The following is a 16,632-nucleotide window of genomic DNA, read 5'->3' on the forward strand; positions in this document are numbered from 1 at the left end:
TCTTACCTTTTATACTAATTTGAAGCTGTGTGCTAAAACTCCGCGTTTTGCGGTGTTCTAGGAAACGGAATAACGTCTCTAATATTACCCATTCCAGTTGAAAATTGTACTAAACGTTCAAAACCTAGTCCAAAACCAGAGTGAACAGCAGTACCAAATTTACGCAAATCCAAATACCACCACAACTCCTTTTCATCAATATCTAAGACCTTTATTTTTTCTTTTAGGACATCTAGACGTTCTTCACGTTGTGAGCCTCCAACAATTTCCCCAATTCCAGGGAAAAGGACATCCATGGCTCTAACGGTTTTCCCATCATCATTTAAACGCATATAAAACGCTTTTATGTTAGCAGGGTAATCAAAAAGTATTACTGGACATTTAAAATGTTTTTCAACTAAAAAGCGTTCGTGCTCACTTTGTAGGTCTGCACCCCATTCGTTAATAATATACTGAAATTTTTTCTTTTTGTTGGGTTTACAATTTCTTAAAATATCTATGGCTTCGGTATAAGTTACTCGTTTAAAATTATTTTCAACAACAAAGTTCAGTTTCTCCAATAAAGTCATTTCGCTACGCTCCAGCTTAGGCTTAGACTGCTCTTCTTTGTTGTAGCGTTGATCTAAAAAGGCTAAATCGTCTTTGCAATGCTCTAAGATATATTGAATTACATTTTTGATAAAATCTTCAGCTAAATCCATATTAGCATCTAAATCATAAAATGCCATTTCGGGTTCAATCATCCAAAACTCGGCCAAATGCCTTGCGGTATTGGAATTTTCAGCCCTAAAAGTTGGTCCGAAAGTATAGACCTTGCTCAAGCCCATCGCATAGGTTTCAGCTTCCAGTTGACCAGATACGGTAAGATTGGTTTCTTTGCCAAAAAAATCTTTGGAATAATCGATGTTCCCATTTTCATCTTTTGGAGGATTTTCAGGATTTATAGTGCTAACCCTGAACATTTCTCCAGCACCTTCGGCATCAGAACCTGTAATAATTGGAGCGTGGAAATTGTAAAATCCATTTTCCGTAAAGTACTTATGTACAGCAAAAGAAAGAGCGGATCGCACACGCATTACTGCACTAAACGTGTTTGTTCTTACTCTTAAATGAGCGTTTTCTCGTAAAAATTCAAAGCTATGTTTTTTAGGTTGTATTGGATATTCCTCAGGATTGGAATCTCCTAGTATTTCAATAGTTGAAACTTCAATTTCTACACGTTGACCTTTACCTTGGCTCTCTACTAAAATTCCAGAAATACTAAGGGCAGCTCCTGTAGTGATTCTTTTTAAAATATTTTCATCAGTATTTTCAAAATCAACTACACATTGTATGTTGTTTATTGTTGAGCCATCGTTTAGAGCGATAAATCGGTTTGCCCTAAAGGTTCTTACCCATCCTTTTATAGTTACTTCTTGTAAAAATTTTTCTGCTTGTAATAATTCAGCAACGCTCTTTTGCATTTTCTTAAAAAATTAATGAAACGCAAAGATACTGATAGATTTTAAAAAAAGGAATAAATGAGTTCTAAGAAATTAGAATTTTATCCATGTTGTTTATGGCCAGCTATATTCATTAAATAATTACCATAACCACTTTTTACTAGAGGTTCAGCAATTTTTTTAAGTTGAGCAGATGAAATGAATCTTTTTTTGTAAGCAACTTCTTCTATACAGCCAATTTTTAGGCCTTGACGTTCTTCAATTACTTGCACAAATTGTTGTGCTTGCATTAGCGATTGAAAAGTACCAGTATCTAACCATGCAGTACCTCTGTTAAGGATGCTTACGTGCAATTTGTCCTGTTCTAAATAAACTTTGTTAACATCGGTTATTTCATATTCACCTCTAGCAGAAGGTTTTAGATTTTTTGCAATTTCGACAACCGAATTATCATAAAAATAAATTCCCGGTACAGCATAATTAGATTTAGGCTGTTTTGGTTTTTCTTCTATGGAAAGTACTTTGTTGTCGTCATCAAACTCAACTACTCCATAACGCTCAGGGTCATTAACGTGGTAAGCAAAAACGGTTCCTCCTTGTTTGTCAGCTGCTTCCAAGAGTGCAATTTGCAGCCCTGTTCCGTAGAATATATTATCTCCAAGTATTAAAGCTACACTATCATCTCCAATGAAATCCTCACCAATAACAAAAGCTTGTGCCAATCCGTTAGGTACTTCCTGAACTTTATATTGAAAATTGCATCCTAGTTGTTTGCCGTCCCCTAAAAGCCTTTCAAACATTGGCAAATCATGCGGTGTAGAGATAATTAAGATATCTTTTATACCAGCCAACATTAACGTAGAAAGAGGGTAATAAATCATTGGTTTGTCATAAATAGGCATCAACTGCTTACTTACGGCTAACGTTAATGGATGTAATCTTGTGCCGCTTCCACCGGCTAAAATAATTCCCTTCATATTATTTACATTTTATCTTTAGGCTCTTCGTCTAATTCATCTTTAGGTATAATTTGCAGAGCAGGTTTTTTTAATACTTCTTTGTTAGCTATTCGTCTTTCTAAAGATAATAATAACGAAGGAAGTAATAATAAATTGGATACCATGGCAAATAATAACGTAACGGATACCAATCCGCCCAGAGCAATTGTTCCGCCAAAACTAGAGACTATAAATACTAAAAATCCAAAAAACAATACTATAGAAGTATAAAACATACTTACCCCTGTTTCTCGTAAAGCATTATAAACAGATACTTTTACTTTCCAATTATTGGCTTGTAACTCTTGTCTATATTTTGCTAAAAAGTGAATAGTGTCATCAACAGAAATGCCAAAAGCAATACTAAATACCAAAATTGTTGATGGTTTTATTGGGACACCCAAATATCCCATTAAACCAGCGGTTACCAATAAGGGTAAAATATTTGGTAATAACGAGATGAGTATCATTTTAAAAGACCTGAACATCCAGGCCATAAACATTGAGATAAGAAGAATGGCCAGTGACAGTGAAAGTACCAAGTTTCTAATTAAATAATTTGTTCCTTTTAAAAACACTAATGATTTACCAGTTAAGGTTACATTATAATTTTTTGCGGGCAATACCTTATCAATTCTTGCCTGTAACCTTTCCTCTATACGTTCCATTTTATCAGTTCCAATATCCTTCATAAAGGTAGTAATACGTGCAAATTGGCCTGTAGAATCAACAAAATTATTTAGCAAATCTGAGTTTGTATTTGAATTTTTGGTGTAGGATAGTATAAAATTTTGTTCTTGTGATGTAGGCAATTGGTAATATTTTGGATTACCGTTATAATAAGCTTGTTTAGAATACTTAACTAAATTTAAAACAGAAACCGTAGGTGAAAGTTCCGGAATTTCATCAATGATTTCAACAAGCTTGTCCATTCGTTTTAACGTAGAAAGTTTCATCACGCCTTTTTTACGTTTGGTGTCAATAATTATTTCTAAAGGCATAATACCACCAAACTCATTTTCGAAAAAAACAATATCTTTAAAAAAAGTTTTCCCCTTAGGCATATCTTCAATCAAACTGCCCGAAACCTTTATCATATAAACACCAATAATACTGAAAATAATAACCGCCACCGTAGAAATATATACTCTTATGCGTTTGTGACGAACGGTGCGTTCCATCCAACTTACTATTTTGTCAATCCACCGTTTTTCTAGGTGTTTTAAGTGCTTGTATTTCGGTTTTGGTAAAAAACTATAAATAATAGGAATTATTAATAGGGATAATATAAATATGGCAAGGATATTTACCGAGGCAATTATACCAAACTCATTTAACAACTGACTTTTTGTAAAAATAAAAGTGGCAAAACCAGAAGCTGTCGTAACATTGGTCATTAAAGTAGCATTACCAATTTTGGAAATTACACGCTGTAAGGACCTTGCTTGATTGCCATGATCTTTAATTTCCTGCTGATATTTATTGATAAGAAATATACAATTGGGAACACCAATAACAATAATCAATGGAGGGATTAATGCGGTTAAAACAGTAATTTCGTATCCGAACAAACCAATAAACCCGAAGGCCCAAACCACACCAATGCTCACTACTATCATCGTTATTAAAGTAGCTCTATGCGATCTGAAAAAGAAAAAGAAAATAACAGAGGTTACCAATAATGCCAATACTACAAAAATGCCAATTTCATCTGTTATATTTTTAGAATTCATTGTTCTGATATAGGGCATACCAGAGACTTTTACATCTAAATCATTGTCTTTTTCAAATTTTTCAATAGTTGGGTTTAATACCTCAAGAATAAACTTTTTACGTTCAATGGTATTTACAATATCCTTTTTAACATAAATAACCGTCCTAATGGTTCCTGTTTTTTTATTGAATAAAAAATTATCAAAAAAGGGAAGGTTCTCAAAAAGATCATTTTTTATTTCTTTAACTTCCTTATCCGTTTTGGGCTTATTTTCGTAAATTGGTTTTACATCAAAGCGTTCGTTTTCAGTATCTTTATATAACTTTTTTATATCGCCCACGGAAACTGTGAAATCAATTTGTGGTAAAGAATCTAGTTGATTGGATAAGGCATTCCAATTATTAAATTTTTTGGCAGTGTAAATAGTAGAATCTTGAGTAGCTAAAATTATTAAATTACCTTCTTCACCAAAAATTTCCAAAAACTTATTGTATTCTAAATTTACTTCATGATTTTTAGGGAGTAAATTGGCTTCGCTATGAGAAAAACGCATGTGCTGCATTTGCGTAGCTAAAAGATAAGTAATGATTGCGAGAATTATTAATATAGGAATGCGTCCTTTAATAATAATACGTGAAATATAAGCCCAAAAATTCATTAAAAAGTTTGTGAATTTATAATGTTGGCAAAGGTACTAAAATATGCTAAAATCCTAAGCTTAGCACATAAGTTAGTTTCACTGCTAAATTGTCAGAAAATTTTGCATTACTATAAGCCCCATATCTGTAAAAAGAGCTTAACCCAAAACCTCTAAATAAATGATTTAAAACCAAACCCGACTCTAAATAGCCTTTATTCATTTTTTTAAATGAAACTCCAAAGTGTTCACTGGTACTATCTATAGTTCCGATAGCGAGCCTTGATATAATACTTAGTCGAGGTCTGAATTTGTCACTTATTTTAAAACGTTGAAAATTGTAGCGACCCTGAATAGAAACATACCTGTCTGAGATAAATTCGTTAAATGCCATAGTTTCAAAAGCATTTGTGCCTGAAAAATTAATACGCTTTCGCCATGGGTTTGCAAAAGAATAGTTAGGCGTGGCATTGTACAAATGTGTAAGTGGTGCATCTCCAAAAGTATAACCACCTTGAATTAAAAAACTGGTAGAACTTTTATTTAAAAATTTAATGTCGTGTTCATATTTTAATTTAAGTTGATTGAATTCTAAATCACCACCTAAAAAATTATTAAAAGTTTTTGCAAACTGGGCAGTAATTTTTGGATACCCATTTTTTATTGGCATTTTACCAATGGGGGTATTTAAATATTTGCTGAATGGCGTCCATTTTAAAGCGAAAGTTGCCGTAGTTAAATCATATTCAGAATAGACTAAATTATTTGTAATAAACTGATAGTCAAACTTTGGTAAATAGCTACCGACGCTTAACCTAAATTTTGTTTCTAAATTTGGTAAAACATCGTGTTTAAAATTAATAGTGTAGGTTTTATAATTAAAAAACTGACCAATATTTAAATTTCTAGGATTAATTAGAGCAAAGGAAGTTTCATCAAAAAGAAAGTCGAGTTTGGCAGCTTCTTGCAAATCGTCAGTATAAGCAGCACCAATCCAAGTATTATTTTTCTTATTTAATCTTAAAAATCCACCAAAGTGATATTTTACAGTTTTATCTTTAAAGCCATAAGCTGTATAAGTTTCTAGCTGAACAATTTTTGAGAAATTAGGATTAGTAATTCCGCCCAACCCAAATCTAAAACCTTCGTAATTGTTAAAATTTATCATTTTACTCAAATCGAAATCGAAATATTTTGTAGGATAATAGCCTTTTAAAATTTTTCTTGCAATATTTAATTTTTTCTCAGCTCCTTCAGCTTTTGATAAGCTGTCCAAAACTTTATAAGCTTCCAAACCGCGTTTGGTAATGGAATCCGTTCTATATTTATTCCAATACGCTTCACTTCTGTTTGCGGCATTATCGTCTATTTCTATTGTTGAAGCCGAATTAATTACTCTTAAAGGTTCATTTATAGCTATGTCATATATTTTACTTTTGGATATTACATATGTAGCGTCTGTTATTTCTTTTTCTCTCGGTTTTACTATAGAATCATTTTGTGTTTCACTTTCAGAAAATTTAATTACCCCTCCAAAAATTGAAACATCTTCTTTGCTTTTGCCTTTACGGATACTTATAGCAGTTTCATCTGGAAACCAGATATCAGCACTATCTTTATATGTGTAATTTTGCTCAGCTTTTATAGCTACAATCCCTCTTAGTTCTGCAATGCCTTTTTCAAGAGCATAATTTTTTTCATTGATATATAAAACACCTTCTAGACCAGCCTCATCTTTTTCGAGTTTAGATTTATAATGAATCATATAGGCAGCACCTTGTTTACTATAAATGGTGTCTAATATTTTATAATTATACTTTTTTAAAGCATTTTTTGCCAAAGGGTTTATATAGTTGTTTCCTAATAAAGTGTAAACTTCATCATAGAAAGAAAAACTCTCTGTATCTAAGGCTAAAAATTCATAAATCGGATTTTTAAATCCGGCCATACGTGTGGCCAAAATGGTTTCTTTTTTGTTTTTACCTCTTTGAAAAGTATGTTCAGCAACTTTTTCGGTAATATACAGATGATGCCGATCTACCTGCTTTTTAAATTTATAGTTGGAAGAATCTAGTGATACAAAAATTAAACTATCATTTTTTTTAATAAAAATTGAGTCAACTGTTCCGCTGATAGAATCTGGATTGGCGGTAATTAATAATTTATTATAAAGTTTGTATTTAAAAGATTGTAAAGCTTTTGTAATATTATTTTTATCTCTGTTTTTTATGGTATTCCTGATGATTTCTAATGCGGGGTTTTCTTTCGCAACTAACAAAATTTCACCAAGATTTTCTGTGCTTGCTTTCAAAAGAATAGTGATAAATCTATCACTTTTATTCACAGAAATTTTTTGTTTTTTGTAGCCAACGTAGGTAATGGTGAGTTCGTTAATATCTCTTTTTGAAACGATATTAAATTTGCCTTCGGCATCGGTAATTTCTCCTAAACCCGTATTAGTGATAATTGTGGCAAACGGTAGGGGTTTTTTAGTTTTGCTATCTTTTATAATACCAGAAATACTGCTTTGGCCTAAACCTAAAAATGGTAAAAGAAGAAAAAGAAAAATACTAAATCGTTTAAACGGATACATACTGATATTAAAATAAAAAAGCATCTGTGAAGTAAGATGCTTTTGTAAAAAGTTATTTAAGCATAAAATTATATTGTCATGATCTCTTTTTCTTTTAACTCAAATAAGTCGTCTATAATTTTAATGTATTTATCTGTGAGCTCTTGAATATCATTTTCAGCATTTTTTTGCAAATCTTCTGAGATATCTAACTTTTTTATGTCGTGATTAGCATCTCTTCGGGCATTTCGAACACTAATTTTATCATTCTCAGCTTCTGCTTTTGCTTGCTTGGCGAGATTCATACGACGTTCTTCGGTCAATGCAGGTACGTTAATGATTATGTTTTCTCCATTGTTCATTGGGTTAAAGCCTAAATTAGCAACCATTATGCCTTTTTCAATTTCTTGCAACATACTTTTCTCCCAAGGTTGAATACTAATTGTTCTAGCATCAGGAGTGTTTACGTTGGCCACTTGATTTAAAGGTGTCTGTGAGCCGTAATAATCAACCATTACACTTCTTAACATAGAAGGAGATGCTTTGCCAGCTCTAATATTTGCCAATTCTTTATTTAAATGTTCAACTGCGTTATCCATTTGTTCTTTAGCAGTATCTATTATAAATTGTACTTCTTCGTTCATAATAAAGATTTCTAAATTTCTATATCAACTTTTGTTCCAATATTTTCTCCAGAGAGTAATTTCATTAAATTACCCTCTTTATTCATGTCAAATATTATAATTGGTAATTTATTTTCTTCACTTAAAGTAAAGGCTGTCATATCCATAACTTTTAGGCCTTTGTTCATTACATCTTTAAAGGTAATATTTTCAAATTTTACCGCGTTGATATTTTTTTCAGGATCTTCAGTATAAACACCGTCCACACGTGTACCTTTTAAAATTACATCTGAATCAATTTCGATAGCTCTTAATACAGCAGCGGTATCAGTAGTGAAAAATGGATTACCCGTGCCGCTACCAAAAATAACCACCCTACCTTTTTCTAAATGCCTCACGGCTCTTCTTTTAATATAAGGTTCAGCAATCTGCTCCATTTTTATGGCAGTTAGTAAACGCGTTTGTACTTCGGCATCTTCAAGAGCACTTTGCAAAGCTAAACCGTTAATTACAGTGGCCAACATGCCCATGTAATCTGCTTGAACTCTATCCATATTACTGCCCGCTGCTGATAGTCCTCTAAAGATATTTCCACCACCAATAACTATGGCAACTTCAACGCCACTATCAACTACTTTTTTAATTTCTAAAGCATATTGTTTTAACCGGGTTTGGTCTATCCCGTAGTTTTGGTCGCCCATTAAGGCTTCACCACTTAATTTTAATAGAATTCTTTTGTATTGCATTTTTTATGAAAGTTTGACAAATATACAAAATGTTAACAATCTAAATCCGACCTAAGATTAGAAAATAAAGTGCAAAAAAAGTTCTCTTATACAATACTTTTATCTTTCTTTTTAACAATTAAAGAGGCTATCAATGCATAAATAAGCCCTGGTATAATAATACTTATAAGCCAACCAACGAACATATTGCTTAGCATAGAACTCTTAACGAGATCCATGTTTTCATTGGCCTCTTCTGTAGCAAGGGCAATCTGCTCTTCAGACATGCCAGCCATTCTAAACATACTTTCACTGGTCCGACTAGAGCTTTCTTTCATTAATTCCATTAGTTCTGGATCTATGTTCAACATAATAAGTGTGAATACCATAGCAGTGAAGGACGCTATAGCATATATTGCTATTGACGATACAAAAACCTCCCCAAAACTAATAAAACCACCTAAGTTTTTTCGTTTTCGAATCCCAGCTCTTATCAGAAAAAAAAGATAAATCACTATACCGATGGGCAGAATTAAACTATATTTAAAATTGAGACTTGGATCAATAAAGTAAAAGACAAAATAAACAGCTATGAAGGTTGCTGCGGCTAATAAACTGTTTGTTAAAATATTTTTCATGATGGTTTGGTTTTATACTTTAAAATTTCCAAAAAGGAATTTGAACTGTATGTATATCAATTGAATCGATTGCTTCTTTGCGGTATGTTTTATATTCAAGAGTTAAAAGATGTTCGCCTTTATTTATGCTATCTGTAGGAAAATAACAAAGCAAACCTTTCTCATTCATGTTGGGATGAGTATAAAATTTACATTTTAACGAATCATTATAAGAAACATCATCAATAAATATCTGATTGGCATCTAAAAGTGCTGACTTTATTTGGACTAATTTTTTTTCATTTTCATTTTCAATTCTTTTATTCCATACTTTTATAATACTATCTCTTCTATACTTCATGTAATCGTCTAAATTCGATATGTTTTTATTGTATTTACCTGTATTAAGTCCTTTGGTGAATTTGGAAGAATCTTTTTTTATCTCCCTTCGCTGTTTAATTAGTTTTAAAAGAGCAGTTGATTTTTGATTTTCAAGATTTAATATTGTTGAGTCTACTATTTTTCCCTTAAACATACTATGTCTCAATCCAGATTTCCGATAGGGCGTTATTCCATATTTTTCAGAAAGTAGTTTTTCATCTACTCCTGCTTGTCTGATGAAAACACTTGCATAATTACTTGTTATTTCATAGTTAGATAAGCTTATCATTCTTATCCTTTTACGGCTAGAGTTTGATATGGCCAAGTTCTTTTCTCGTAAATCATCATAATTATTGCTTATAACAACATGTTTTGAAATAAAATTGTTATTACCAGATTGTTCAGGAAAATGAGGATTAGCTTCCAATATAAAATCAGGTAAAACAAGTATCAGTAAAAGTAAATAAGGTATAGAAAACCAAAAAAGTCTACGTGTATATTTTGTGTCTAAAAAATTATAAAGTAAGGGTCTATAAATAAAAGATAAGGTAATGAAAGAGTAAAATCTATAGATATAGCCATAAATTTTAGAAAAGCTTTTACCTTTTATCTTTTTAAACAAACCTAAAGTAATAAAATCAATAAAAACAAAAAATGCCAAAAACCCAAAAACAGTATTTACAATTATTGAAACTGCAGAGATAGACGAATTGTCAGAACTAAAGAAATAATTTAAAACCGCAACTAGTAAAATCCAGAAAATAATAAAAAACCCAAAAGATAAAAAGATGAAAAAGAGTAAAAATGTATAAGCAAATATAGAACTACAAATTTTTTCTAAACGTTCTATGTAATCATCAAACCCGCCAACTTTATTCTTAAAATAGTTGCTAAAAGATTCAGAGTATTTTAGTTTGTCATAATCTATATCTCCAGACACGTAGCGTAATCCAATAGCTCCTATCCACAGTCCTCTCATAATTACATGGACTAATAAATTGGTAAAGAAAACCAACCATGCCGCTTGTAACATTAGTGTAGCTACTTTAAGAACAGTTGAAGCATTACTTTCTACAGGCCTATTAACGGCTAAAAAACTGATAAAAGATTCAAGAATATCTCTGCTCTCCCATATGCCAAATAATGTAAATCCAGATATTAGCAGTTCCAATTGCCAACTTTCTTGTTGTAACTTTTCTAGCCACTCCTTAAAAATATTTCTCTTGTCTTTTTCGTCTAGCATTAGAATTAAAGCTTTGGTAGTCTAAGTGCAATGTACGAAAATAATTAAAAATTTTAATTTCATAGATCAGAAGAATACTTTTACTAAAGTCCTAGAAAATAAAAAACCTCACCAATTGGCGAGGTTTTTTAAAAATTTTTAACGTGTTATCAGGCTACCCTAAAGCTACTCTTTTAAAGTCAACAACTTTAACATCGCCTAATGTTTTAACATATTGTGCAACACTTTGTTTGCTATCTTTAATAAAAGCTTGGTTTACCAATGTATTATCTTTAAAGAAACGCTTTAGCTTCCCTTTTGCAATATTATCTAGCATTGCTTCTGGTTTGCCTTCTTGACGTAATTGATCTTTTGCAATTTCGATTTCCTTGTCGATAACCGATTGGTCAACACCATTTTCATCTAAAGCAATAGGAGACATTGCAGCGGCCTGCATAGCAACATCTTTAGCCACAACGTCAGCACCATCAGCGGAAGCTGAAAGACCAACTAAAGTAGCAATTTTATTACCTGCATGAATATAAGAGCCTACAAAAGGAGCTTCAACTCGGTCAAAAGCACCTATTTCAATTTTTTCGCCAATAACACCAGTTTGCTCAATTAGTTTGTCTGCAACAGACATTCCATTAAAACTAGCAGCTAAAAATTCCTCTTTTGAAGCTGCATTTAAAGCAACTTCTGCTAATTGATTTGCTAAATCTACAAACCCATCGTTTTTTGCCACAAAATCAGTTTCACAATTTAAAGAAATTACCGCTCCAGTTGTGGCATCAGCATTTACTTTTGCAATAACTGCACCTTCAGAAGAATCTCTGTCGGCTCTTTTTGCAGCAACTTTTTGTCCTTTTTTACGCAATATTTCGATGGCAGTATCAAAATTACCATCAGCCTCAACTAGTGCATTTTTACAATCCATCATACCAGCACCAGTGGCTTTTCTTAATTTATTTACTTCAGCGGCTGTTATTTTTGCCATAATTTTTATGTTTAATCTATTAATGACTTAAATTTTGGTTAAATCATTAATTATAAGTTGTACAATAATTTATTTTTCTTCTACTACTTCTTCGGTTTTTGCCTTTGCTTTTTCTACTTTCTTAGAAACTTTTGGGGCATCTTCCTTCGCTTCTTTTTCAGATTTTCTGTCTGCCAAACCTTTAGCAATAGCTTCAGTTGCATAAGACAAAATCTTGTTGATAGATTTTGAAGCATCATCATTTGAAGGAATCACAAAATCAATTGGTCTAGGGTCAGAGTTGGTATCTACCATAGCAAAAATTGGAATATTCAATTTTTGAGCTTCGGCAATAGCAATATGTTCTCTTCTAGTATCAATAACAAATAAAGCACCTGGCAAACGTGTCATATCAGAAATAGAACCTAAATTCTTTTCCAATTTAGCTCTTTGACGATCTATTTGTAATTTTTCTCTTTTAGATAAAGCGTTAAAACTACCATCTTGTTTCATTCTATCAATTTGAGCCATTTTTTTAACAGCTTTACGGATAGTTACAAAGTTAGTAAGCATTCCGCCTGGCCATCTTTCTGTGATGTAAGGCATATTAACGCTTGCTGCTTTATCTGCAACAATATCTTTAGCTTGTTTTTTTGTAGCTACAAATAAAATCTTTCTTCCAGAAGCTGCAATTTTCTCTAATGCTGCACCAGATTCTTCAATTTTTGCAACAGTTTTGTACAAATCTACAATGTGTACTCCATTACGCTCAGTATAAATATACGGAGCCATATTTGGATTCCATTTTCTTGTCAAGTGACCAAAGTGTACACCTGCGTCTAATAATTCTTGAATTTGAATGTTCATTTTGTTTTTAGTTTACGTTCCTTATTTAGCAATAACTAAGTAGCCACATTTGGTGAGTCTTAATTATTTGGGTGCTAAACTTAAACAGTTTATAATTATTTAAAATATGATTAACGTTTAGAGAATTGATATTTTTTACGGGCTTTTTTCTGACCGAATTTTTTACGCTCTACCATTCTTGGATCTCTTGTAAGTAATCCTTCTGGTTTCAAAATAGCTCTGTAGTCTTCATCAATAGAAACTAAAGCTCTGGTAATTGCCAAACGAATTGCTTCGGCTTGACCCGTAACCCCACCTCCAAAAACATTTACTTTAACATCGTAATTTTTATCGTTGTCAGTTAAAGTTAGTGGTTGTAACACTTTGTATTGTAAAGTGCCAGTTGTAAAATAATTTTTTAATTCTCTTTTATTTATAGTAATGTTTCCTTTTCCTTTAGAAACATAAGCACGGGCAACTGCCGTTTTTCTTCTACCTATTTTATGTACTATTTCCATTATCTAAGATCGTTAAGGTTAATAGTCTTTGGCTTTTGAGCTTCTTTATTGTGCTCAGCACCAGCAAAGACATTTAAATTTCTAAATAACGCACTACCTAGTTTATTTTTTGGTAGCATGCCTTTTACTGCTTTTTCTACTAAACGAGTTGGATCTTTTTTAAACAACTCTGTTGCAGTGAGCGATCTTTGACCTCCAGGATAACCTGTATGACGGATATAAGATTTATCCGTCCATTTGTTACCTGATAGAATAATTTTTTCTGCGTTAATAATAACTACATTATCACCACAATCAACATGAGGTGTGTAGTTAGGCTTGTATTTGCCTCTAATAAGCATTGCTACTTTAGAAGCTAAACGACCCAATGTTTGTCCGTCCGCATCAACCAAAACCCACTCTTTATTTACGGTGGTTCTGTTAGCTGATACTGTTTTGTAACTTAATGTGTTCACACGATTAGTTTTTGTCTATTAATAAAATGATTTTTCCCTTAAAAAAGGGTTTGCAAAGATAATACTATTTATTTATATAACAAACAGTGTTTTATATATATTTTAATGTGTTAAATTTTAACAGAATCAAGTTCTGTTTTAACATATAATTAAGATGAGTTTACACTAAATTGCAAGCAAAGTGTAACATTTTTAAAACAATATAGTCTTTTAAAATGAACGCTCTCAACCATCAACCAAACTTGTATGAAGGTAACAACTCCGTTAGTACTCATTTTTTTCCTTTTTTTTCAATCAATAAATGCTCAAGAACCAGACTTAAAAATTCCAAAAAGAATATATACCACTAAATCAATAGGGCAAGCAAAAGCCCCGGTTATTGATGGTATTATTGATGATGCCAGTTGGGATTTGGTTGAATGGAATAGCGATTATACTGAGTACAGCCCTGATGAAAACACTGCACCAAGTCAAGAAACTAAATTTAAAATAGTTTATGATCAAAAACACCTTTATATAGGTATTAGAGCTATTGATAAAGCTGCAGATAGTATCGTAAAAAGATTATCAAGACGTGATGGTTTTGAAGGCGATTGGGTTGAAATTAATATTGATAGCTATCACGATTTACGAACTGCATTTTCATTTACAATGACAGCTGCTGGTGTAAAAGGCGATGAATTGGCTTCAGATAATGGTAATAATTGGGATGAAAGTTGGAACCCTATTTGGTTTGCTAAGACTAGTGTGGACGATGAAGGGTATTCAGTTGAAATGAAAATACCGTTAAGTCAATTAAGATTTGGTAAGAGCAAAGAGCAAATATGGGGTTTGCAACTACAGCGTTATTTTTTTAGAAAGAATGAACGGTCTCTATGGCAACGTGTTCCTAGAGATGCTCCAGGTTGGATAAGTGAATTTGGAGAACTACATGGGCTTATAGATTTAGAACCTCAAAAGCAATTAGAAATACAGCCTTTTGGGTTGGCTAAGTTGGATACTTACCCTAAAGAAGACGGAAATCCGTTTCGTGATGGTTCAGATTTTAAGCTAAATGGTGGTTTGGATGCCAAAATCGGAATTACGAACGATTTAACATTAGACTTAACCGTTAACCCTGATTTTGGACAAGTTGAGGCAGACCCTGCAGCCATTGCATTAGATGGGTTCGAAATTTTCTTTAACGAACAACGCCCGTTTTTTGTAGAAAACAATAATATTTTTAATTATCAAATTTCTAATTCGGAAGCAGGAGATACTTTCGGGTCGGATAATCTGTTTTTTTCGAGACGAATTGGTAGAAGTCCTCAAGGATATCCAGATACAGAAGATGGTGAATTTGTCAATCAGCCCAATAATACTTCAATTTTAGGGGCTGCTAAATTTAGCGGAAAAACAAAAAATGGGTGGTCAATTGGTATTTTAGAAAGTATAACAGCTAATGAATATGCTACTATTGATAATAATGGAAACAGAAGAGAAGAATTGGTAGAGCCTTTGACCAATTATTTTTTGGGACGACTTCAAAAAGATTTTAACGAACGGAATACTTTTGTTGGTGGTATTTTTACCGCAACAAATAGAAATTTGACCGATAATTTACAGTTTTTACATAAATCTGCATATACTGGCGGGCTGGATTTTAAGCATCAATGGAGCGATAGAGCATGGTATGTTGGCGGAAATGTAGTTTTTAGTAGAGTAGAAGGTAGTAAAGAAGCTATTCAAAGTACTCAAGAATCGTTAAGACATTTATTTGGTCGTGTGGACGCTACACATTTGGAAGTTGATCCTAACAAAACTTCATTAACTGGGACCGGAGGTAATATTCAAATAGGGAAACAGGCCAAAGGCCATTGGCGTTTTGAAAGTGGTTTTACATGGCGGTCTCCCGAATTAGAATTAAACGACATGGGTTTTCAACGACAAGCGGATGATTTAAGGCATTATACTTGGGTCGGTTACAGAACGCTAAAACCCTTTTCTGTTTTTAGACAATTAGGATTAAATTATAATCATTGGAGTGCTTGGGATTTTGAAAGTAATCATAATTTAATGCAATTTAATACCAATAGTTGGGCACAGTTCAAAAACAATTGGCGAGCTAATTTAGGTATTACCTATCTGCCAACAAATCAGTCCACAGTTCAGCTTAGAGGCGGCCCAAGAATTAAAAATTCTCAAATATTAAGTTATTTTTCTAGACTTGGCACTGATGATCGAAAAAAAGTATCATTCAGTTTAAGAAGTAATGGAGGTAAAACCTTTGATGATTCTTTTAGCTATTTCAGCCTTGGTGTAGGCGTTTCTTACCAACCAACAAATGCGTTACAAGTTTCTATTTTCCCGCAATACAGAATAAATGATGATAAGCTTCAGTTTGTTGATAATATTGAGTCTAATAATCAAACCAATTATGTTAATGGAACTATTGCTCAACGTACGCTTAGTATGTCTATGCGACTTAATTATACCATTAATCCAAATTTAACCATTCAATATTATGGTGAACCCTTTATTTCAAGAGGTCGCTATTCAGAATTTAAAACAGTAGTTAGTCCCCAAGCTAATAGTTTCAAAGATAGAATTCAATTATTCAATGACAATCAAATTTCTTTTGATACGAATGATGATTCTTATTTGATTGATTCAAATACTGATGGTACAACAGATTATCAATTTGGTAATCCTGATTTTTCTTATGTCCAGTTTCGATCTAATTTGGTAATGCGTTGGGAGTATATTCCTGGTTCTGAAGTCTTTTTGGTTTGGTCTCAGGGAGTAAGTGGTAATGCTGACCCAAATTATAAATTATTTAAAGGGTTGGATAATCAAATTTTAGGCGAAAAGAAAGACAACACCTTTTTAATTAAGGTTACTTATCGTTTTATGTTGTAATTAGTATT

Annotated in this window: 13 protein-coding genes; 1 reads left to right on the forward strand and 12 read right to left on the reverse strand. The window is 32.4% G+C overall.

The features are described from left to right. Window positions 1–32 precede the first annotated feature (32 nt). From asnS to rplM, 12 genes are all read right to left on the reverse strand, one after another. Window positions 33–1,463 carry an asparagine--tRNA ligase gene (gene asnS, locus U5A88_RS00175; protein WP_354203017.1) on the reverse strand — a complete coding sequence of 477 codons (1,431 nt, stop codon included), beginning with the start codon at window positions 1,461–1,463 and terminating at the stop codon, window positions 33–35. 80 nt (window positions 1,464–1,543) lie between these two features. Further along, a complete protein-coding gene (rfbA, locus tag U5A88_RS00180; RefSeq protein ID WP_354203018.1) occupies window positions 1,544–2,419 on the reverse strand; it encodes a glucose-1-phosphate thymidylyltransferase RfbA in 876 nt (291 codons plus the stop codon). 5 nt (window positions 2,420–2,424) lie between these two features. After that, the gene (locus U5A88_RS00185) at window positions 2,425–4,812 is read right to left on the reverse strand and encodes an efflux RND transporter permease subunit (RefSeq protein ID WP_354203019.1); all 2,388 of its coding nucleotides are present in this window, start codon (window positions 4,810–4,812) and stop codon (window positions 2,425–2,427) included. 46 nt (window positions 4,813–4,858) lie between these two features. Further along, on the reverse strand, window positions 4,859–7,408 hold the full coding sequence (locus U5A88_RS00190) for a DUF5686 and carboxypeptidase-like regulatory domain-containing protein (protein ID WP_354203020.1): 2,550 nt from the start codon (window positions 7,406–7,408) through the stop codon (window positions 4,859–4,861). A gap of 44 nt (window positions 7,409–7,452) precedes the next feature. Continuing rightward, window positions 7,453–8,007, reverse strand: a complete 555-nt coding sequence (frr, locus tag U5A88_RS00195) for a ribosome recycling factor (protein WP_354203021.1) — start codon at window positions 8,005–8,007, stop codon at window positions 7,453–7,455. A gap of 11 nt (window positions 8,008–8,018) precedes the next feature. Beyond that, window positions 8,019–8,732: a UMP kinase gene (gene pyrH, locus U5A88_RS00200; protein ID WP_354203022.1), complete on the reverse strand. Its 714-nt coding sequence runs from the start codon at window positions 8,730–8,732 to the stop codon at window positions 8,019–8,021. Between the two features lie 86 nt (window positions 8,733–8,818). Next, complete coding sequence (locus U5A88_RS00205; protein WP_354203023.1) at window positions 8,819–9,349, reverse strand: DUF4199 domain-containing protein; 531 nt, start codon at window positions 9,347–9,349, stop codon at window positions 8,819–8,821. 19 nt (window positions 9,350–9,368) lie between these two features. Continuing rightward, window positions 9,369–10,952, reverse strand: a complete 1,584-nt coding sequence (locus tag U5A88_RS00210; RefSeq protein ID WP_354203024.1) for a hypothetical protein — start codon at window positions 10,950–10,952, stop codon at window positions 9,369–9,371. A gap of 154 nt (window positions 10,953–11,106) precedes the next feature. After that, window positions 11,107–11,928 carry a translation elongation factor Ts gene (tsf, locus tag U5A88_RS00215; RefSeq protein ID WP_354203025.1) on the reverse strand — a complete coding sequence of 274 codons (822 nt, stop codon included), beginning with the start codon at window positions 11,926–11,928 and terminating at the stop codon, window positions 11,107–11,109. Between the two features lie 69 nt (window positions 11,929–11,997). After that, on the reverse strand, window positions 11,998–12,774 hold the full coding sequence (gene rpsB / locus U5A88_RS00220; RefSeq protein ID WP_354203026.1) for a 30S ribosomal protein S2: 777 nt from the start codon (window positions 12,772–12,774) through the stop codon (window positions 11,998–12,000). Between the two features lie 110 nt (window positions 12,775–12,884). Continuing rightward, window positions 12,885–13,271 (reverse strand): 30S ribosomal protein S9, encoded by a 387-nt coding sequence (gene rpsI, locus U5A88_RS00225; RefSeq protein ID WP_354203027.1) that lies wholly within the window; start codon window positions 13,269–13,271, stop codon window positions 12,885–12,887. Then, window positions 13,271–13,726, reverse strand: coding sequence for a 50S ribosomal protein L13 (rplM, locus tag U5A88_RS00230; RefSeq protein ID WP_354203028.1), 456 nt, complete (start codon window positions 13,724–13,726; stop codon window positions 13,271–13,273). The genes rpsI and rplM overlap by 1 nt, the downstream gene beginning before the upstream one ends. 246 nt (window positions 13,727–13,972) lie before the next feature. Between rplM and U5A88_RS00235 the strand changes: the two genes are divergently transcribed. Beyond that, window positions 13,973–16,624 carry a DUF5916 domain-containing protein gene (locus U5A88_RS00235; RefSeq protein ID WP_354203029.1) on the forward strand — a complete coding sequence of 884 codons (2,652 nt, stop codon included), beginning with the start codon at window positions 13,973–13,975 and terminating at the stop codon, window positions 16,622–16,624. Window positions 16,625–16,632 lie beyond the last annotated feature (8 nt).

This window comes from Aureibaculum sp. 2308TA14-22 (genome assembly GCF_040538665.1).
Taxonomy (GTDB): Bacteria; Bacteroidota; Bacteroidia; order Flavobacteriales; family Flavobacteriaceae; genus Aureibaculum.